The 19,815-nt window shown below is 72.9% G+C and carries 15 protein-coding genes and 1 pseudogene; 12 read left to right on the top strand and 4 right to left on the bottom strand.

All coding sequences use genetic code 11. The features are described from left to right. Nucleotides 1–99: 99 nt before the first annotated feature. The gene (locus OHA58_RS24050; RefSeq protein WP_405481299.1) at nt 100–1,989 is read left to right on the top strand and encodes an AMP-dependent synthetase/ligase; all 1,890 of its coding nucleotides are present in this window, start codon (nt 100–102) and stop codon (nt 1,987–1,989) included. Nucleotides 1,990–2,077: 88 nt separating this feature from the next. Here the strand turns inward: OHA58_RS24050 and OHA58_RS24055 are convergent. Next, nucleotides 2,078–2,761 (bottom strand): annotated as a pseudogene (locus OHA58_RS24055) (HAMP domain-containing protein); the annotation flags it as partial. A 102-nt stretch (nt 2,762–2,863) separates the two neighbouring features. On the opposite strand from OHA58_RS24055, the gene OHA58_RS24060 reads away from it, so the two are divergent. Next, nucleotides 2,864–4,819: a SpoIIE family protein phosphatase gene (locus tag OHA58_RS24060; protein WP_405481300.1), complete on the top strand. Its 1,956-nt coding sequence runs from the start codon at nt 2,864–2,866 to the stop codon at nt 4,817–4,819. A gap of 54 nt (nt 4,820–4,873) precedes the next feature. After that, entirely contained in the window at nt 4,874–6,106 is a 1,233-nt protein-coding gene (hemW, locus tag OHA58_RS24065) for a radical SAM family heme chaperone HemW (RefSeq protein WP_405481301.1), read from the top strand. Between the two features lie 30 nt (nt 6,107–6,136). On the opposite strand, the gene OHA58_RS24070 is transcribed toward hemW, so the two are convergent. Both OHA58_RS24070 and OHA58_RS24075 read right to left on the bottom strand, forming a co-directional pair. Then, on the bottom strand, nt 6,137–7,030 hold the full coding sequence (locus OHA58_RS24070) for a DUF3097 domain-containing protein (RefSeq protein ID WP_405481302.1): 894 nt from the start codon (nt 7,028–7,030) through the stop codon (nt 6,137–6,139). A 34-nt stretch (nt 7,031–7,064) separates the two neighbouring features. Further along, nucleotides 7,065–7,796, bottom strand: a complete 732-nt coding sequence (locus OHA58_RS24075; RefSeq protein ID WP_405481303.1) for an MBL fold metallo-hydrolase — start codon at nt 7,794–7,796, stop codon at nt 7,065–7,067. Between the two features lie 121 nt (nt 7,797–7,917). Here OHA58_RS24075 and hrcA point away from each other — a divergent pair, with 121 nt between their 5' ends. From hrcA to OHA58_RS24120, 9 genes are all read left to right on the top strand, one after another. Further along, on the top strand, nt 7,918–8,934 hold the full coding sequence (hrcA, locus tag OHA58_RS24080; protein ID WP_100594252.1) for a heat-inducible transcriptional repressor HrcA: 1,017 nt from the start codon (nt 7,918–7,920) through the stop codon (nt 8,932–8,934). Next, nucleotides 8,935–10,071, top strand: coding sequence for a molecular chaperone DnaJ (dnaJ, locus tag OHA58_RS24085; RefSeq protein WP_116513037.1), 1,137 nt, complete (start codon nt 8,935–8,937; stop codon nt 10,069–10,071). A gap of 90 nt (nt 10,072–10,161) precedes the next feature. Continuing rightward, a complete protein-coding gene (locus tag OHA58_RS24090) occupies nt 10,162–11,235 on the top strand; it encodes a nitronate monooxygenase (protein WP_405481305.1) in 1,074 nt (357 codons plus the stop codon). Then, nucleotides 11,232–11,975 (top strand): 16S rRNA (uracil(1498)-N(3))-methyltransferase, encoded by a 744-nt coding sequence (locus tag OHA58_RS24095; protein WP_405481306.1) that lies wholly within the window; start codon nt 11,232–11,234, stop codon nt 11,973–11,975. The genes OHA58_RS24090 and OHA58_RS24095 overlap by 4 nt, the downstream gene beginning before the upstream one ends. Before the next feature lie 20 nt (nt 11,976–11,995). Further along, entirely contained in the window at nt 11,996–12,388 is a 393-nt protein-coding gene (locus OHA58_RS24100; protein ID WP_405481308.1) for a VOC family protein, read from the top strand. 106 nt (nt 12,389–12,494) lie between these two features. After that, nucleotides 12,495–15,791 (top strand): S41 family peptidase, encoded by a 3,297-nt coding sequence (locus tag OHA58_RS24105; RefSeq protein WP_405481309.1) that lies wholly within the window; start codon nt 12,495–12,497, stop codon nt 15,789–15,791. A gap of 77 nt (nt 15,792–15,868) precedes the next feature. Further along, nucleotides 15,869–16,222 (top strand): histidine triad nucleotide-binding protein, encoded by a 354-nt coding sequence (locus tag OHA58_RS24110; protein WP_383094788.1) that lies wholly within the window; start codon nt 15,869–15,871, stop codon nt 16,220–16,222. 20 nt (nt 16,223–16,242) lie between these two features. After that, the gene (locus OHA58_RS24115) at nt 16,243–17,151 is read left to right on the top strand and encodes a ribonuclease Z (RefSeq protein WP_405481310.1); all 909 of its coding nucleotides are present in this window, start codon (nt 16,243–16,245) and stop codon (nt 17,149–17,151) included. Between the two features lie 21 nt (nt 17,152–17,172). Further along, nucleotides 17,173–18,177 carry an adenosine deaminase gene (locus OHA58_RS24120; RefSeq protein WP_405481312.1) on the top strand — a complete coding sequence of 335 codons (1,005 nt, stop codon included), beginning with the start codon at nt 17,173–17,175 and terminating at the stop codon, nt 18,175–18,177. Here OHA58_RS24120 and OHA58_RS24125 read toward each other — a convergent pair. Next, nucleotides 18,138–19,514, bottom strand: coding sequence for an MFS transporter (locus OHA58_RS24125; RefSeq protein WP_405481313.1), 1,377 nt, complete (start codon nt 19,512–19,514; stop codon nt 18,138–18,140). The genes OHA58_RS24120 and OHA58_RS24125 overlap by 40 nt on opposite strands. Nucleotides 19,515–19,815: the final 301 nt, after the last annotated feature.

A 19,815-nucleotide genomic window follows, 5' to 3' on the forward strand; every position in this document is an offset into this window, starting at 1 on the left:
CTGATCACTGCTCGGTAGTTACTCGCCAGTTAAACAACAGCCGCCAACAGCCAGCCGCGCCCAGTCTCGCCGCGCTGCCGCGGGCCCCCGGAGGACGTCGTGAGCGACACACAGACCCTGATCGAGAACCGTCCGCCGTCCGTGGCGGCCCTCTTCCTGGAGCGCGTGGCGGCCACGCCGGATACCGAGGCCTACCGCTACCCGGTGCCATCGGCCTCCGGTGAGGGCCCCGAGGAGTGGAAGTCGCTGAGCTGGGCGCAGGCCTCGACGCGGGTCTACGCGATCGCGGCCGGCCTGATCGAGCTGGGCGTGCAGCCGGAGGAGCGGGTCGCGCTCGCCTCCTCCACGCGGGTCGAGTGGATCCTGGCCGACCTCGGCATCCTGTGCGCGGGCGCCGCGACGACCACCGTGTACCCGCAGACCAACGCCGAGGAGTCGGCGTTCATCCTCGCGGACTCGGACAGCAAGGTCCTGATCGCCGAGGACGCGGCGCAGCTGGCCAAGGCCCGCGAGCGCCGGGCCGAGCTGCCGGACCTCGCCCATGTCGTCGTCATCGACGAAGCCGGGGTCGAGCCGGACGCCGCGGACCCCGAGGGCTGGGTGCTCACGCTCGCCGACCTGGAGAAGCGCGGCGCCGCCCACCTGGAGAAGAACCCGCACCTGATCAAGGAGAAGGTCGGCGCGATCACCGCGGACCAGCTCGCGACGCTGATCTACACCTCCGGCACCACCGGCCGCCCCAAGGGTGTGCGCCTCCCGCAGGACAACTGGTCGTACATGGCGAAGGCCATCGCCGCGACCGGCCTGGTCGGCCCGGACGACGTGCAGTACCTGTGGCTGCCCCTCGCGCACGTCTTCGGCAAGGTCCTCACCTCCGGGCAGATCGAGGTCGGGCACGTCACCGCCGTCGACGGCCGCGTCGACAAGATCATCGAGAACCTGCCCGTCGTGCAGCCGACGTACATGGCGGCCGTCCCGCGCATCTTCGAGAAGGTCTACAACGGGGTCGCGGCCAAGGCGCGGGCGGGCGGCGGCGCCAAGTACAAGATCTTCCAGTGGGCGGCCGAGGTCGCCCGCGAGTACGCGAAGGTCAGCCAGGACAACTTCCGCAGGACCGGGACCGCCAGCGTGCCGTTCTCTCTCGGCGCCAAGCACAAGGTCGCCGACGCGCTCGTCTACTCCAAGCTGCGTGAGGCGTTCGGCGGCCGGCTGCGCGCCTGCGTCTCCGGCTCCGCCGCGCTTGCCCCCGAGATCGGCTACTTCTTCGCCGGCGCGGGTGTGCACATCCTGGAGGGCTACGGCCTCACGGAGACCTCCGCAGCGTCCTTCGTCAACCCCGGCGAGGCGTACCGCACCGGCACGGTCGGCAAGCCGCTGCCCGGCACGGAGGTGCGGATCGCGGACGACGGCGAGATCCTGCTGCGCGGCCCCGGCGTCATGCAGGGCTACCACGGGCTGCCCGAGAAGACGACCGAGGTCCTGGAGTCCGACGGCTGGTTCCACACCGGCGACATCGGTGAGCTGTCGCCCGACGGCTACCTCAAGATCACCGACCGCAAGAAGGACCTGATCAAGACCTCGGGCGGCAAGTACATCGCGCCCGCCGAGGTCGAGGGCCAGTTCAAGGCCGTGTGCCCGTACGTCTCGAACATCCTGGTGCACGGCGCCGACCGGAACTTCTGCACCGCGCTCATCGCCCTCGACGAGCCGTCCATCCTGGACTGGGCCAAGGAGAACGGCCTGGCGGGCAAGTCGTACGCGGAGGTGGTCGCCGCGCCCGCCACGGTCGAACTCGTCGACGGCTACGTCAAGGAGCTCAACCAGGGCCTCCAGAAGTGGCAGACCATCAAGAAGTTCAAGCTCCTGCCGCGCGACCTCGACATCGAGCACGGCGAGCTGACCCCGAGCCTGAAGCTGAAGCGGCCGGTCGTCGAGCGCGAGTACGGGCACCTGATCGACGAGATGTACGCGGGTTCACGCGAGAAGTGACGCCCCGCGTCACCGCTTGAGGGATGCGTCGCGGTCCGCCACTACGGTGTGCGGCCGCGGCGCATCTCCCGTAACAGCTCCTCCATCTGACCGTACGCGTCAGATCGCCCCGCGCCACCGTCGTCGTCACCGGCGCAATGTCCCGCACCAGCGCGATGTCCCGCACCAGCGCGGTCAGGCGGGACGCCATCGTGCTGACCGCCTCGGTCACGTCCCGCCAACTCCCGGACAGCCCCTGCGCCTTGGCGAATCCGCCGAGCCGGGCCTCGGTGCCGACCTCGCGCGCCACCCGCGTCACCTCACCCGTGAACAGGGAGAGTTGGTCGACCATTTTGTTCACGGCGCGGCCGAGGCGGCGCAGGTCCCCCGGAGCTGACGGTTCCCGTCGTGCAGGTCGACCCGCTGCGTGAGGTCGCCGCCCGCCACCGCGTCCAGGACCCGCGTCGCGTTCGCCGCCGGTGCCACCAGAGCGCCGATGATCGTGTTCACGTCGTTCACCCGCGACGCCCACGAGCCCTGCCCCGGGCTCGCCCCGACCCGCTCGTGCCGCACGATCTCCCGCCGCACACACGCCAGTTCGGCGTTGTAGTGCCGGCTGCGGTCCATGATCTGGTGGAACATCGCGCCGAGTTCGGCCGCCAGGCCCTCCCCGGTCTCCGGGGCCTTGGTGAAGCCGCCGTCCCGCGCCGACGTCATCGCGGCGAGAAGCGCACGCAGTTCAGTGCTCGATCCGGCCCGGATCCGGAGCACGCGTAGCACTGTTCTCACTCATGGTGGCCCACTTCGATGACTCGGTGCTTATGGGCGGGGCCAGTCTGTCACTCTGTCCGTGTCGCCTGAGGCGTCTTTGCCCGAACTGCTCAGGAGCCGCACCGTGGGGTCCATTCCGCTGCAACGGGAGACCACCTACGCCACCGACGAGCCCTCCCGTCCCCCGGGAGCACCGGCCGCCGTGCGGACCTCGCTGCCCGGAAACCCGCTGGCCCCCGCGGCCGCCCGCCGCTTCGTACGGGGCGCTCTCGCCGACTGGGCCGAGCTCGGCCTGACCGCCACGGCCGGCGGCGGCGACCGGCTCACCGACGACGCCGTGGTCGTACTCAGCGAACTCGTCACGAACGCCGTCGTCCACGCGGGCACCAATGTCGAGCTGCTGTGCCGTCTCGAAACCGGCCACCCCGACGACCTGGACGGCGGGTGCGCGCCCACCGCCCTCGTCATCGAGGTCTCCGACCACCACCCGGCCCGCGCCGTCCGCAGCGACCGCACCGACATGGGCCCCGACACCCCCGAGTGCGGGCGCGGCCTGCGCCTCGTGGCCTCCCTCTCCGACGCCTGGGGGATCACGTACCAGCCCGGCACCAAGACCGTCTGGGCCCGCCTCCCCGTCGACGGCGCCGGGCCGCGGGGCGGTGACCCCGAGGCGTACCCCGGTGCAAGAACCACCTTTCAGCGCGGGCTGCGCGCCGCCGACATACTGGCTCCCACGCCGCGCCGCTTCCCGCACGACCAGGACTGGGTCAACCGCGGCGCGCTCTCCTTCCTCGCCGAGGCATCCGACCTGCTGGCCGGACAGCTCGACGAGGACCAGGTCGCCTCACTCGCCGGACAGATGCTGGTGCCGCGCCTCGCCGACTGGTGCGCCGTCTGGCTCGACGACGAGGACGGCAGGCCGGACCGGGGCGCCGCCGACCGGGCGGGCCGCGGCACCGGCGCCCTCGCCACGCCCCGCCTCGCCCGCGTCTGGCACACCAGCGAGAACCGCATGGAGGAGCTCCGCAAGATCCTGGAGAAGGACCCGCCGCAGCCCACCGACGCGGCGCGCAGCGCGGCCGTCCCCGTGCCGTGGCCCTTCGAGTCCCTCGGTGGCGACCCGGCCGGCGCCGCGCTCGCCTACCGCCTCAGCGCGGGCGGCCGCGCGGTGGGCACCCTCCTCATCGGACGGGCCGGCCTGACCCGCTTCCCCGACGAGGTCACCGGCCTCGTCGAGGACTTCGCCCGCCGCGTCGCCCTCGCCGTCAGCGCCGCCCGCCGCTACGCCCGCCAGGCCACCATCAGCCGCATCCTCCAGCGCGGACTGCTGCCCTCCGCCGTCGCCCAGATCCCCGGCATCGAGTCCGCGCTCGTCTACGAGCCGCGCGACGCGGGCGGCCCGGGCGGCGACTTCTACGACGTGTTCCCCGCCGGTGACGGCCGCTGGTGCTTCGCGCTCGGCGACGTACAGGGCAAGGGCCCGGAGGCGGCCGTCGTCATCGGCCTCGCCCGGCCCTGGCTGCGGCTGCTCGCCCGCGAGGGGTACCAGGTCGCCGAGGTCCTCGACCGCCTCAACCGGCTCCTCCTCGACGACGCCACGGAGGCGGCCGACGCCGCGGCCCGCGCCCTCGCAGCCGAGGGCGGCCAGGGCCTCACACCCGAGGGCGCGCCCCGCTTCCTCTCCCTGCTCTACGGGGAGCTGGTGGCCACCGAGGACGGGATGCGCTGCACCCTGGCCTCCGCCGGACACCCGCTGCCGCTCCTGCTGCGGCCCGACGGCCTGGTCGTGTCCGCCGCCGAGCCCCAGGTGCTCCTCGGGGTCGTCGACGACCCCGGCTACACCAGCGAGAGCCTCGTACTCCACGACGGCGACACCCTCCTGTGCGTCACGGACGGGGTGACGGAGCGCCGGGACGGGCACCGCCAGTTCGACGACGGCGACGGCCTCTCCCACGCCCTCGCCGGCTGCACGGGCCTCACCGCACCCCTGCTCGCCGAGCGGATCAGACGCCTGGTCCACGAATTCTCCGAAAGCCCGCCGGACGACGACCTCGCCCTCCTGGTCCTCCAGGCCCGCTGACCCCCCGGAGCAGCGACCGGCGGGACAACCTCACGGCTGCGGGACAATAGGTCCATGCCTTCCGCACTCCCCGACGGTGAGCCCGTCCCCGACGACGGCGCGCTGCCCGCCTCCGCCCTGGCCGGGGCGGCGGGCCGGCCCCTCGGGTTCTATCTGCACGTCCCGTACTGCGCCACGCGCTGCGGCTACTGCGACTTCAACACGTACACCGCGACCGAGCTGCGCGGCTCCGGCGGTGTGCTCGCCTCCCGCGACAACTACGCGGACACCCTCGTCGACGAGGTGCGCCTCGCCCGCAAGGTCCTCGGCGACGACCCGCGCCAGGTGCGCACCGTCTTCGTCGGCGGCGGCACCCCGACGCTCCTCGCGGCAGACGACCTCGTACGGATGCTCGGGGCGATCCGCGACGAGTTCGGGCTCGCGCCCGACGCCGAGGTGACGACGGAGGCCAACCCCGAGTCCGTCGGACCCGCCTACCTGGAGACCCTCCGCGAAGGCGGCTTCAACCGGATCTCCTTCGGCATGCAGAGCGCCAAGCAGCACGTCCTGAAGATCCTCGACCGCACCCACACCCCCGGCCGCCCCGAGGCCTGCGTCGCCGAGGCGCGCGCCGCGGGCTTCGACCACGTCAACCTCGACCTGATCTACGGCACCCCCGGCGAGAGCGACGACGACTGGCGGGCCTCGCTGGAGGCGGCCATCGGCGCCGGGCCCGACCATGTGTCGGCGTACGCGCTGATCGTCGAGGAGGGCACCCAGCTCGCCCGGCGCATCCGCCGCGGCGAGGTCCCGATGACGGACGACGACGTCCACGCGGACCGCTACCTGATCGCGGACGAGGTCCTCGGCGGGGCGGGCTTCGACTGGTACGAGGTGTCGAACTGGGCCACCACCGACGCCGGGCGCTGCCTGCACAACGAGCTGTACTGGCGCGGCGCCGACTGGTGGGGCGCGGGCCCCGGCGCCCACAGCCACGTCGGCGGGGTGCGCTGGTGGAACGTGAAGCACCCGGGCGCCTACGCCGGGCGCCTCGCGGAGGGGCGCTCGCCCGGCGCGGGGCGCGAGCTCCTGTCGGACGAGGACCGGCGCGTCGAGCGAATCCTGCTGGAGCTGCGCCTCCTCGAGGGCTGCCCCCTGTCGCTCCTGAAGCCGGCGGGCCGCGCCGCCGCCGGCCGGGCCCTGTCCGACGGCCTGCTCGAAGCGGCCCCGTACGAGTCCGGGCGCGCCGTCCTCACCCTGCGCGGCCGCCTCCTCGCCGACGCGGTCGTCCGCGACCTTGTCGACTGAGGCGGGCCCCAACAGTTCTGGGGCGGGCCCCTAACACTCCTGGGAGAGGTCCGCGGGCAGCGTCACGAAATCGATCAACTCCTCGACCCTGCCCAGGAGTTCGGGCTCCAGATCGCGGTAGCTGTGCACCCGCGACAGGATGTGCTGCCAGGCTGCGCCGGTGTTCTCCGGCCAGCCGAGCGCCCGGCACACGCCCGTCTTCCAGTCCTGGCCGCGCGGCACCCGGGGCCACGCCCGGATGCCCACGGCCGACGGCTTCACGGCCTCCCACACGTCGATGTAGGGGTGGCCGACGACCAGCGCGTGCTCGCCGGTGACCTGCGCCGCGATCCGTGACTCCTTCGAGCCGGGCACCAGATGGTCGACGAGGACACCGAGCCGCGCGTCGGGCCCCGGGGCGAATTCGGCGACGATCGCGGGCAGGTCGTCGACGCCCTCCAGGTACTCCACGACCACGCCCTCGATGCGCAGGTCGTCGCCCCAGACCCGCTCCACCAGCTCCGCGTCGTGCCGGCCCTCCACATAGATGCGCCCGGCCCGCGCGACCCGCGCCCGCGCCCCGGGCACCGCGACCGACCCGGAGGCCGTGCGCGTGGGACGCACGGGCGCGGCAGACACAGGACGTACGAGGGTGACGACCCGGCCTTCGAGCAGGAAGCCGCGCGGGTCCATGGGGAACACCCGGTGCTTGCCGAAGCGGTCCTCCAGGGTCACTGTCGGGCCCTGGGCCGTCTTCTCGCAGCGGACGACCGCCCCGCAGAACCCGGTCGTGACCTCCTCGACCACGAGATCCACGTCCGCCGCCACCTCGGGGGCGGCCTGCTGCTTCTTCCAGGGCGGGGTGAAGTCGGGGGAGTACAGACGGCTCTGCGGGCCCGAAGGGCCCTCGTTGGAGGGGCGGTGGCGGGAGACGGGTGGGAGCATTCCGCAGACGATAGAAGTACGAACGGCCGTACGGTTACGACACGCCGAAACGCGCCGCCAGCGCGGCACGCTGCGCACGGACAAACTCCGCATTCACCGCGGCTCCGTGCCCGGGGACGTACACGGCACCTTCACCGCCCAGTTCCAGCAGCCGGTCCAGGGCGGCCGGCCAGCGGCTCGGCATCGCGTCACGGCCCGCCTGCGGTTCGCCCGACTCCTCGACCAGATCGCCGCAGAAGACGACCTCGGGCGTGCCCGGCACCAGGACCGCCAGGTCGTGCCCGCTGTGCGCCGGGCCCACGTTCGCGAGCAGTACCTGGAGTCCGCCGCCCAGATCGAGCGTCCACTCCCCGCACACCCGGTGGTGCGGCACGACGAGCACGTCGGTGGCCTCGGCCGCCTCCTCGTGCGGCAGGCCGTGCGCCACCGCGGACGCCCGCAGCTCGTCGCGGCCCCGCGTGAACACCGTGTCGATGCCCGCGGCGCCGTACACCTCGACACCGGCGAACGCGGCCGTGCCGAGAACGTGGTCGAAATGCGGGTGCGTCAGCGCGATATGCGTCACGCGCGCGTGCGGGCCGATGAGGCGCCGGGTGTCCGCCCGCAGCGCCGCACCCTCACGAAGTGATGAACCCGTGTCGACGAGCAACGCCGCCCTGTCGCCCACCACAAGGCCCGTCGTGCAGTCCCAGCCCGGCAGCCGGACCCGCCCCGCCCGAGCGGACAGCTCCTCCCAGCCCACCGCATTCCAGTCCAGGTCGTCCATGGGTCCGACGCTAGCGCCCTTGCCGGGCCCGTACCCACCGGCCGTACACTGACCCGGAGACCATTGGCACTCGGCCACACCGAGTGCCAGCCGCGGACGACACAGCTGGAGGTGCGCGCGAATGCTCAGTGAACGCAGGCTCGAAGTGCTGCGCGCCATCGTCCAGGACTACGTGGGGACCGAGGAGCCGGTCGGCTCCAAGGCGCTCACCGAGCGGCACAGCCTCGGCGTCTCACCGGCGACGGTGCGCAACGACATGGCGGCGCTCGAGGAGGAGGGCTTCATCGCCCAGCCCCACACGAGCGCCGGGCGGATCCCGACCGACAAGGGCTACCGCCTGTTCGTGGACAAGCTGACGGCGGTCAAGCCGATGACGGGGCCCGAGCGCCGCGCCATCCAGAACTTCCTCGACGGCGCCGTCGACCTCGACGACGTCGTCGGCCGGACCGTGCGGCTGCTCGCGCAGCTGACGCGGCAGGTCGCCGTGGTGCAGTACCCGTCCCTGACGCGGTCCACCGTGCGCCACGTGGAACTGCTCTCGCTCGCCGCCGCCCGTCTGATGCTCGTACTGATCACGGACACGGGGCGGGTCGAGCAGCGGATGATCGACTGCCCGGCGCCGTTCGGCGAGACCTCTCTCGCCGATCTGCGGGCCCGGCTCAACAGCAGGGTCGCGGGACGCCGCTTCGCGGACGTGCCGCAGCTGGTGCAGGACCTGCCGGAGTCCTTCGACGCGGAGGACCGCGGCACGGTCTCGACGGTGCTCTCCACTTTGCTGGAGACGCTCGTCGAGGAGACAGAGGAGCGGCTGATGATCGGCGGCACCGCCAATCTCACACGCTTCGGACATGACTTTCCCCTCACCATCCGGCCCGTTCTCGAGGCCCTTGAGGAGCAGGTCGTGCTCCTCAAGCTCCTTGGTGAGGTCAACGATTCGGGCATGGCCGTACGGATCGGTCATGAGAACGCCCATGAGGGACTCAGCTCAACCTCCGTGGTCTCGGTCGGCTACGGTTCGGGCAGCGAGGCAGTCGCCAAGCTCGGCGTGGTCGGACCGACCCGCATGGACTATCCGGGAACGATGGGAGCAGTACGCGCAGTGGCACGTTACGTCGGACAGATCCTGGCGGAGTCGTAAGTGGCCACGGACTACTACGCCGTACTCGGCGTGCGCCGCGACGCTTCCCAGGACGAGATCAAGAAGGCCTTCCGCAGGCTGGCCCGTGAGCTTCACCCGGACGTGAATCCGGACCCGAAGACACAGGAGCGGTTCAAGGAGATCAACGCCGCCTACGAGGTGTTGTCGGACCCGCAGAAGAAGCAGGTCTACGACCTCGGCGGCGACCCCCTCTCGCAGGCGGGCGGAGGCGGGGCCGGCGGCTTCGGCGCCGGTGGCTTCGGGAACTTCTCCGACATCATGGACGCGTTCTTCGGAACGGCGTCCCAGCGTGGTCCCCGGTCGCGCACGCGCCGCGGCCAGGACGCCATGATCCGGCTCGAGATCGAGCTGGACGAGGCCGCCTTCGGGACCACCAAGGACATCCAGGTCGACACGGCCATCGTCTGTACGACCTGCAGCGGCGAGGGTGCCGCGCCCGGCACGTCCGCGCAGACCTGTGACATGTGCCGCGGTCGCGGCGAGGTGTCCCAGGTCACGCGGTCCTTCCTGGGCCAGGTCATGACCTCGCGGCCGTGCCCGCAGTGCCAGGGCTTCGGCACGGTCGTGCCGACGCCGTGCCCGGAGTGCGCCGGTGACGGCCGCATCCGCTCGCGGCGCACGCTCACCGTGAAGATCCCGGCCGGTGTCGACAACGGCACGCGGATCCAGCTCGCGGGCGAGGGTGAGGTCGGCCCCGGCGGCGGCCCCGCCGGTGACCTGTACGTCGAGATCCACGAGCTGCCGCACCCCGTCTTCCAGCGGCGCGGCGACGATCTGCACTGCACCGTCACCATTCCGATGACGGCCGCGGCGCTCGGCACCAAGGTGCCGCTCGAGACGCTCGACGGCCTCGAGGAGATCGACATCCGGCCGGGCACGCAGTCCGGTCAGTCGGTCCCGCTGCACGGGCGCGGCATCACGCACCTGCGCGGCGGCGGCCGAGGCGACCTCATCGTGCACGTCGAGGTCCTGACGCCGACGAAGCTGGACGCCGAGCAGGAGCGGGTGCTGCGTGAGCTGTCGAAGCTGCGGGGTGAGGAGCGGCCCACCGGGCAGTTCCAGCCTGGGCAGCAGGGGCTGTTCTCGCGGCTGAAGGATGCGTTCAACGGGCGCTGACGGAGCCTGACGTCCCCCGCACCCCGCCTGGCACATGCCGGACGGAAGGGCCGATTCGGTCCGGTGCGGGGGACGTGGCACGATGCGGTCATGTCCCCCACGCTGACCGATCTCTGTCACTATCCGATCGTGCAGGCACCCATGGCGGGCGGCGCCTCCTGTCCGCAGCTCGCCGCCGCCGTGTCGGAGGCCGGCGGGCTCGGATTCCTCGCCGCCGGGTACAAAACCGCCGACGGGATGTACCAGGAGATCAAGCAGGTACGGGGGCTGACGAATCAGCCGTTCGGCGTCAATCTCTTCATGCCGCAGCCCGAGTACGCGGACCCCGCGGCCGTCGCCGTCTACGCCAGCCAGCTCTCCGGTGAGGCCGCCTGGTACGAGACGCAGCTCGGCGACCCGGACAGCGGCCGCGACGACGGCTTCGACGCGAAGCTCGCGATCCTCCTCGACGACCCGGTACCGGTCGTCACCTTCACGTTCGGCTGCCCGAGCCGCGACGTCCTCGACTCCCTCGCCCGCGTCGGCACCCTCACCGCCGTCACCGTGACCACCCCGGAGGAGGCGCAGGCCGCCCAGCGGGCCGGCGCCGACGCGGTGTGTGTCCAGGGCATCGAGGCGGGCGGCCACCAGGGCACCCACCGGGACAACCCGGAGGCAGACGGCTCCGGCATCGGACTCATCGCGCTGATCGCCCAGGTCCGTGAGGCCGTGCAGCTCCCGATCATCGCCACCGGCGGCCTCATGCGCGGCGGGCAGCTCGCCGCCGTGCTCGCCGCGGGCGCCGACGCAGGACAGTTCGGCACGGCCTTCCTGGTCTGCCCCGAGTCCGGCGCCAACCTGCTGCACAAGCAGGCCATGACCAACCCGCTGTTCGTGCGGACCGAGCTGACCCGGGCGTTCTCCGGGCGCCCGGCGCGCGGCCTCGTGAACCGGTTCATGCGCGAGCACGGCCCGTACGCGCCCGCCGCCTACCCGCAGATCCACCACATGACGTCGACGCTGCGCAAGGCCGCCGCCAAGGCGGGGGACCCGCAGGGGATGGCGCTGTGGGCGGGGCAGGGCCACCGGCTCGCCCGTGAGCTGCCCGCCGGCCAGCTCGTCGAGGTGCTCGCGGCCGAACTCGCCGAGACGAGGGACGCGTTGGGCGCGCGGGGTGCCGCATGACGGCGCCGGTGTTCGTCGTCGACGAGGTGCCGTCCGCCAAAACGTTCGTGCTCGACGGGGCCGAGGGGCGGCACGCGGTCTCCGTGAAGCGGCTGCGGGCCGGTGAGGACGTCGTCCTGACCGACGGGCGCGGGCGCTGGACCGAGGCGGTCGTGGAGGCCGCCGAGGGCAAGGACCGGCTCGTCGTCACGGCGGGCCCCGTCCAGGAGGAGCCCGCGCAGGCGCCCAGGATCACCGTCGTCCAGGCCCTGCCCAAGGGCGACCGGGGCGAACTCGCCGTCGAGACCATGACGGAGACCGGTGTCGACGCGATCGTGCCGTGGCAGGCCGCCCGCTGCATCACGCAGTGGAAGGGCGACCGCGGCGCCAAGGCGCTCGGCAAGTGGCGGGCCACCGCGCGCGAGGCGGGCAAGCAGTCCCGCCGGGTGCGCTTCCCGGACGTCGCGGACGCCGCGACGACCAAGCAGGTGGCGGCACTTCTCGCCGGGGCGGACTTCGCGGCTGTCCTGCACGAGGACCGCGACTGCGACAGCGGCGCCCTCGCCACCACCGAGCTGCCCACGGCCGGGGACATCGTCCTCGTGGTCGGCCCGGAGGGCGGCGTCTCGCCCGACGAGCTCGCCGCGTTCGCCGAGGCGGGCGCGCGTCCGTACCGGCTCGGGCGTAGCGTTCTGCGTACGTCGACCGCGGGGACCGCCGCGACGGCGCTGCTCCTCGGCCGCACCGGCCGCTGGTCCTGATCAACCCCCGAGGGGAACGCGTGGAACTCGCCCAGGTCAGACTCCTCGTCACCGACTTCCGTGCCTGTTACCACTTCTACGCGGACGTGCTCGGCCTCAAGCCGCAGTCGGGCGCGCAGGACGGCCCGTACGAGAAGTTCAGCCCCGCGGCGGGCTCCGCGGGCATCGCGCTGGAGGACCGGGCGCTGATGGCGCGGGTCCTCGGTGAGCTGACGGACGCCCCGGACGGGTACCGCTCCCTCGTCGTGCTGCGGGTCGACGACCTGGACCAGTACTGCGAACAGATCGTCGCGCGCGGCGCCGAGATCCTCCAGGGGCCCGCGCCGATGACCGACCGGATGCGGGTCGCACACCTCAAGGACCCCGAGGGCAACATCGTGGAGCTCCAGGAGTGGCTGCTGATGCGCGGCTGACCGCGCAGCGATCTTCGGTCCCGCAGGGCGCCGAAACAAGCCGTATCGCCGTGGGCAAGTGACGAAAGCACTGACCGGGCACGGTGCGCGTGCCTAGGGTGATCGGGTGACACGGACAGCGCACTCTGGATATCTCCGGTTCCCGCATCTGCACGGCGAGTTGGCCGCCTTCACCGCCGAGGACGACGTCTGGGTCGCCCCTCTCGACGGCGGGCGCGCCTGGCGCGTCAGCGCCGACAACGTCCCCGTCAGCCACCCCCGGATCTCGCCCGACGGCACCACCGTCGCCTGGACGTCCACCCGCGACGGCGCCCCCGAGGTGCACATCGCCCCGGTCGACGGCGGACCCTCGAAACGCCTTACGTACTGGGGCAGTTCGAGGACGACGGTGCGCGGCTGGACCCCCGACGGGCAGGTCCTCGCGCTCAGCACCCAGGGCCAGGCGTCCCTGCGCCGCAGCTGGGCGAGGGCCGTACCACTCGACGGCGGACCCGCCACCACGCTCCCGTACGGGCCCGTGGGCGACGTCGTGACCGGGCCCGGCGGGCAGGTCGTCCTGCTGTCCGCACCGATGGGCCGCGAGGCCGCCTGGTGGAAGCGCTACCGGGGCGGCACCGCAGGGAAGCTGTGGATCGACCGGGCGGGCGACGGCGAGTTCGTCCGCCTCCACGAGGAGCTCGACGGGAACATCGAGTACCCGATGTGGGTGGGAGACCGGGTCGCCTTCCTGTCCGACCACGAAGGCGTCGGCGCCCTGTACTCGTCCCTCGCCGACGGCAGTTCACTGCGCCGGCACACGCCGCATGGGGGCACCTCCCGCTCGAGCGAAGCCGAGAGTGGGGGAGGCTTCTACGCCCGGCACGCGTCGAGCGACGGCACACGCGTCGTGTACGCGTCGGCCGGTGAACTGTGGATCGTGGACTCCGTCGAATCCGCGGCCAGTGCGGAGGACGCCGCGCCGCGCCGCCTGGACGTCCGCCTCGGCGGGCAGCGCGTCGACCTCCAGCCCCACCCCGTCAGCGCCGCCCGCTGGTTCGGCGCGGCGGCGCCCGACCACACCGCGCGCGGCAGCGCCGTCGCCGTGCGAGGCGCGGTCCACTGGGTCACCCACCGCTCCGGGCCCGCCCGCGCGCTGGCCGCCCGGCCCGGCGTACGGGCCCGCCTCCCGCGCACCTTCCGCGTCGAGGGCGAGGAACACGTGGTGTGGGTGACGGACGCCGAGGGCGACGACGCCCTGGAGTTCGCGCCCGCCACCGGCATCGCGCCCGGCGCCACCCCGCGCAGGCTCGCCGCCGGGCAGCTCGGCCGCGTACTGAACCTCGCGATGGCGCCCGACGGCAGCCGGGCCGCCGTCGCCTCGCACGACGGGCGTGTGCTGCTCGTCGAGCGCGAGAGCGGCGAGGTCAGGGAGGTCGACCACAGCGAGGACGGCGACGTGAGCGGCCTCGTCTTCTCGCCGGACTCGGCGTGGCTCGCCTGGTCGCACCCCGGCCCCTCGCCCCTGCGCCAGCTCAAGCTCGCCAACACCGCAGACCTGTCGGTGACGGAGGCGACGCCGCTGCGGTTCCGGGACTACGCGCCCGCGTTCACCCTCGACGGCAAACACCTCGCGTTCCTCTCCGCGCGCTCCTTCGACCCGGTCTACGACGAGCACGTCTTCGACCTCGCGTTCGTCGGGGGCTCGCGGCCGCACCTGATCACGCTCGCCGCGGCGACGCCGTCCCCGTTCGGCCCCCAGCGCCACGGCCGTCCCTTCGACACCCCGGACAGCCCCGCCGCAGAGACCCCCGACAGCGAAGGCACCCCCACCACCCGTATCGACCTCGAAGGGCTCGCCGACCGCATCGTCGCGTTCCCCGTGGAGGCGGCCCGCTACACGACCCTGCGGGCCGCCAAGGACGGCGTCCTGTGGCTGCGGCACCCGCTCCAGGGCGTACTCGGCGCGTCCCGGGCCACCCCCGACGACCCCGACCCCAAGAGCGAGCTCGAACGCTACGACCTCGCCCAGCAGCGCATCGAGCACCTCGCCTCCGACGCCGACCACCTGGCCGTCAGCGGCGACGGCAAGCGCGTCCTGCTGTGGACCGACGGCAAGCTCAAGGTCGTACCGAGCGACCGGCGCGCCTCCTCCGACGACGACAGCGACACCAACATCACCGTCGACCTGAGCCGGGTCCGCCAGGACGTCGACCCCGTCGCCGAGTGGCGGCAGATGTACGACGAGGCGGGCCGCCTCATGCGGGACAACTTCTGGCGCGCGGACATGGACGGCGTCGACTGGGACGGCGTCCTGGAGCGCTACCGGCCCGTCCTCGACCGCGTCGCCACCCACGACGACCTCGTCGACCTCCTGTGGGAGGTCCAGGGCGAACTCGGCACCTCCCACGCCTACGTCACACCGGGCGGCTCCTGGAGCGGCGGCGACCGGCGGCAGGGCCTCCTCGGCGCGGACATCTCCCGCCACGAGGACGGCAGCTGGCGCATCGACCGCGTCCTGCCCACCGAGACGTCCGACCCACGCGCCCACGCACCGCTCGCCGCGCCCGGGGTGGCCGTGCGCGCGGGTGACGCGATCGTCGCGGTGGCCGGACGCCCCGTCGACCCCGTCACCGGTCCGGGACCGCTCCTCGTAGGGACGGCGGGCAAGCCCGTCGAGCTGACCGTCTCCCCAGCAGGCGGCGGCGACCCGCGCCACGCGGTCGTCGTCCCCGTCGCCGACGAGGAGCCGCTGCGCTACCACGCCTGGGTCGCCGACCGCCGCGCCCACGTCCACGAGCAGTCGGGCGGCCGCCTCGGCTATCTCCACGTGCCCGACATGCAGGCCCCCGGCTGGGCCCAGATCCACCGCGACCTGCGGGTCGAGGTGGCGCGCGACGGGTTGATCGTCGACGTGCGCGAGAACCGCGGCGGACACACCTCGCAGCTCGTCGTCGAGAAGCTGGCCCGGCGGGTCGTCGGCTGGGACCTGCCGCGCGGCTCCCGCCCCTTCAGCTACCCGATGGACGCGCCCCGCGGCCCCGTGGTGGCCGTCGCCAACGAGTTCTCCGGCTCCGACGGCGACATCGTCAACGCGGCGATCAAGGCGCTCGGCATCGGCCCGGTCGTGGGCGTACGCACCTGGGGCGGCGTCATCGGCATCGACAGCCGCTACCGGCTCGTCGACGGGACGCTGGTGACCCAGCCGAAGTACGCGACCTGGCTGGACGGCTACGAGTGGGGGCTGGAGAACCACGGCGTGGACCCCGATGTCGAAGTGGTCGCCGCCCCGCAGGACCACGCGGCCGGGCGCGACCCACAGCTCGACGAGGCCGTGCGCATCGCCCTCGCGGCGCTCGCCGAGAACCCCGCGCGGACGGCACCCGAACTCCCGGAGCCGCGCGGGCGGGCGCAGGGCCGGTCGTAGGAGGCAGGCGTCGCGGGTGGCGGCAGGCCGGATAGCATTCCCGGCGTAGTGACCGGACGGTGTGAGGAGACGTGATCGTGGCCGGAGAGCCGCAGGCCGACTGCCTGTTCTGCAAGATCGTCGCGGGGGAGGTCCCGGCCACGCTGGTACGGGAGACCGAGACCACCGTCGCCTTCCGGGACATCAACCCGCAGGCGCCGACCCACATCCTCGTCATCCCGCGCGTCCACCACCACGACGTCGCGGCGCTGGCCGCCGCCGAGCCGCAGATCGCCGCCGACGTGCTGCGCGAGGCGGGCGAGGTCGCCGCCGAGGAGAAGCTCGACAGCTACCGCGTCGTGTTCAACACCGGCGGCGGCGCCGGACAGACCGTCTTCCACGCCCACGCCCATGTCCTCGGGGGCCGCGGCCTCCAGTGGCCCCCCGGCTAGCGGAGATCGGTCAACGCACCGTGTCCGTACGGGAATTGGTGGTGCTCGGCACCGCGAGCCAGGTGCCGACGAGGCACCGCAACCACAATGGCTACCTGCTGCGCTGGGACGGGGAGGGCATCCTCTTCGATCCCGGCGAGGGCACGCAGCGCCAGATGCTGCGGGCCGGCGTCGCCGCGCACGACCTCAACCGGCTGTGCGTCACCCACTTCCACGGCGACCACTCCCTCGGCCTCGCCGGGGTCATCCAGCGCATCAACCTGGACCGGGTGCCGCACCCCGTCACCGCGCACTACCCGCGCTCCGGGCAGCGTTTCTTCGACCGGCTGCGGTACGCCACCGCGTACCGCGAGAGCGTCGCGCTCGCCGAGGAACCGGTGAGCGGTGACGGCGGCGTCCTCGCCCGGACGCCCTCGTACACGCTGGACGCGCGCCGCCTCTCCCACCCCGTCGAGTCCTACGGCTACCGCCTCGTGGAGCCCGACGGGCGCCGCATGCTGCCCGGACTGCTCGCCGAACACGGCATCTCCGGGCCCGACGTGGGGCTCCTCCAGCGCGACGGGTCCCTGCGCGGCGTCACCCTCGACGACGTGAGCGAGGTGCGGCGCGGGCAGCGGTTCGCGTTCGTCATGGACACCCGGCTCTGCGACGGGGTGAACGAGCTCGCCGAGGGGTGCGACATGCTCGTCATCGAGTCGACCTTCCTCGACGGGGACCACCAACTGGCGTCCGACCACGGCCACTTGACCGTCGGGCAGGCCGCGCGCGTCGCGGCCGAGGGCGGGGTGCGGCATCTCGTGCTCACGCACTTCAGCCAGCGTTACTCCGACCCCGAGGAGTTCGAGCGCCAGGCCCGCGCCGCCGGCTTCACCGGAGAGCTCACCGTGGCGCGGGACCTCGACCGCGTACAGGTGCCCAAACGCATCTAATACCGGGCGTACCATGCTCTGATGTCCCTCGCTTCGCTCCCCAAAGCCGAACTCCATCTGCACATCGAAGGCACCCTCGAACCCGAGCTCGCCTTCGAACTCGCGGCCCGCAACGGCGTCGACCTGCCGTTCGCCGACACCGAGGCCCTCCGCAAGGCCTACCTCTTCGAAGACCTGCAGTCCTTCCTCGACCTGTACTACGGCCTGATGGCCGTCCTGCGCACCGAGGAGGACTTCGAGCAGCTCGCCGACGCCTACCTCGCGCGCGCCGCCGAGCAGGGCGTGCGGCACGCCGAGATCTTCTTCGACCCGCAGGCCCACACCGCCCGCGGCGTGCCGATCGGGACCGTCGTCGAGGGCCTGAGCGCCGCCCTGTCGAAGAGCGTGGAGCGCCACGGCGTCTCCACCCGGCTCATCATGTGCTTCCTGCGCGACCAGTCCGCCGAGTCGGCGATGCAGACCCTGGAGTCCGCGAAGCCCTACCTCGACCGGATCGTGGGCGTCGGCCTCGACTCCGCCGAGGTCGGCAACCCCGCCTCCAAGTTCCGCGAGGTGTACGAGGCCGCGGGCGCGCTCGGGCTGCGCAAGGTCGCCCACGCGGGCGAGGAGGGCGACCCCTCGTACGTATGGGAGGCGCTCGACGTGCTCGGCGTCGAGCGCATCGACCACGGGCTCCGCTGCGTCGAGGACCCGGCGCTCGTCGAGCGGCTCGTGCGGGACCGGGTGCCCCTGACGCTGTGTCCGCTGTCGAACGTGCGGCTGCGCGCCATCGACGTACTGGAGGACCACCCGCTGGCGCGGATGATGGACGCCGGTCTGCTCTGCACGGTGAACTCCGACGACCCGTCCTACTTCGGCGGGTACGTCGGAGACACCTTCCACGCGGTCCACGAGGCGCTCGCGCTCGACCACGAGCGGCTGCGCGAGCTCGCCCGTAACTCGTTCGTCGCGTCGTTCCTCGACGACGACGAGGAGCTGCGCTCGCGCTACCTCGCCGAGGTCGACGCGTTCGCGTTCGACGACTGACCGAGCCCCGCCGAACCGCCCCGCGGTCCCGCCGTGGAGAACTCCTCCTGCGTCGGGGCCGGTTGGGGCGTGCTCACCGTGATCTCCACGACCGGCTGCTCCGGCGCGCCCATCTGCGGGACCGCGCCCGCCGGGGCGCCCGTCACACCGGCCACCAGAGCGGCGGGGGCGCCGCCCCTCCTGCGGACCGTGCCGGGCCGCAGCAGCGGGGTGCCGCCCGTGTGCAGCGCCACCGCCGTGAGCGGCAGTGCCAGGACGAGCAGCGCCACGGCGAGCGTCGTGCCCATCGCCGGGTAGCCCGCCGTCTGTGACAGGACGCTGCCGGTGAGCGGCCCGCAGGCCGTGCCGAGTGACGCCGCCGAGCCGACGAGGACCGCCCAGCGGCCGCGCGGGTCCAGGGACGCGGCCAGGCCGATCAGATACGACAGGACCACCGGGTACAGCGTGTTCCACGCGATCTCACCGGTCGCGAACGACGCGAGGTCGTCCGCGCGGGCGCTCACCACGATGCAGCACGCGATCAGTGCCGTGCCCGCGCCGATCGGGGCGGCGCGGCCGAGCCGGGATCCGAGCGCCCCCGCGCCGAGCACGCCCACGAGCGCCGTGCCGAGCGCCACCGCGAAGACCGCGCCGACGGTGATCTCCGTCAGGCCCGCCTGGTCCGTGCCGATGCGGCTGCTGACGCCCCATAGGGAGTTCTGCGCCATCGACCAGCAGAGCATCGCGGCGGCCAGGACCAGGCCCGAACGGCGGAAGGGGAGAGGGCCGGCGGGCCTGGGCTGCCCGGCCGGGGTGGGGAGCCCGGCGGTGCCGCTCTCCAGGCCGGAGGTCGCCGGCCACGTCGCCAGCGCCGTCAGCGCGATCGCCGCGAACGGCAGCGCGTGACCGGCGCCCAGGTGAGGCATCGTCAGATACAGGGCGCCCGCCAGCGCCGAGACGCTGAGCAGGCCCAGCGTCGACGCCCGGTGCGGGTCGCGCTGCCCGGCGATTCCCGTCGCGGCGACCGTCGTCGCCGTGCCCGAGCCGAAGCCTCCGGCCATCGCGCCGATGACCACCAGCGGTACGAAGGACGTCGCCGCGGCCGCGCTGTATCCCAGCGCCGCGAGCAGCAGGCCCGCTCTCGCGAGGGTGCGGGGGCCCATGCGGTCCACACGGCCGGCGAAGGTGAAGCCCGCCGCGGCCGAACTCATCAGCAGCGCACTGCCGATGAGGCCCGCCTGCGCCGGGGGGAGATGGAGGCTGTCGCCGAGGCGGCCCACGACGGTGGGCAGCAGATACGGGGCCAGATAACCGGCCGTGAAGAGGGCGACAAGGGGCCGGGGAGTGCGGCGGGACACGGGCGTTCCAAGGCGTGGCGGTGTACGGGGATCAGGGCATGCGGAATTACGGGGATGCCTGAACAGGCAAGGGGATTGGGGGTGCGCCGGGGCTCGCGATACGAGGGGGCGCGGCCAATTTGTATCAAGCGCGGGGAGGGTGAAAACAGCCGGGCCGGTGTGATCTGGGCCACGTTCTGTTTGGAGGGTAGGAGTGGGGGTAGACAAGCCTGTTTTTCCGGGGTGCCGAGCCGTGGCTGCGGCCCCGCTCCGGGGGGCACCGGCTCCCGTTCCGTACGCCGTGCTACGCGCGTTGTCCGGG

The sequence above is a fragment of the Streptomyces sp. NBC_00009 genome (assembly GCF_045040855.1).
Lineage (GTDB): Bacteria > Actinomycetota > Actinomycetes > Streptomycetales > Streptomycetaceae > Streptomyces > Streptomyces aureus.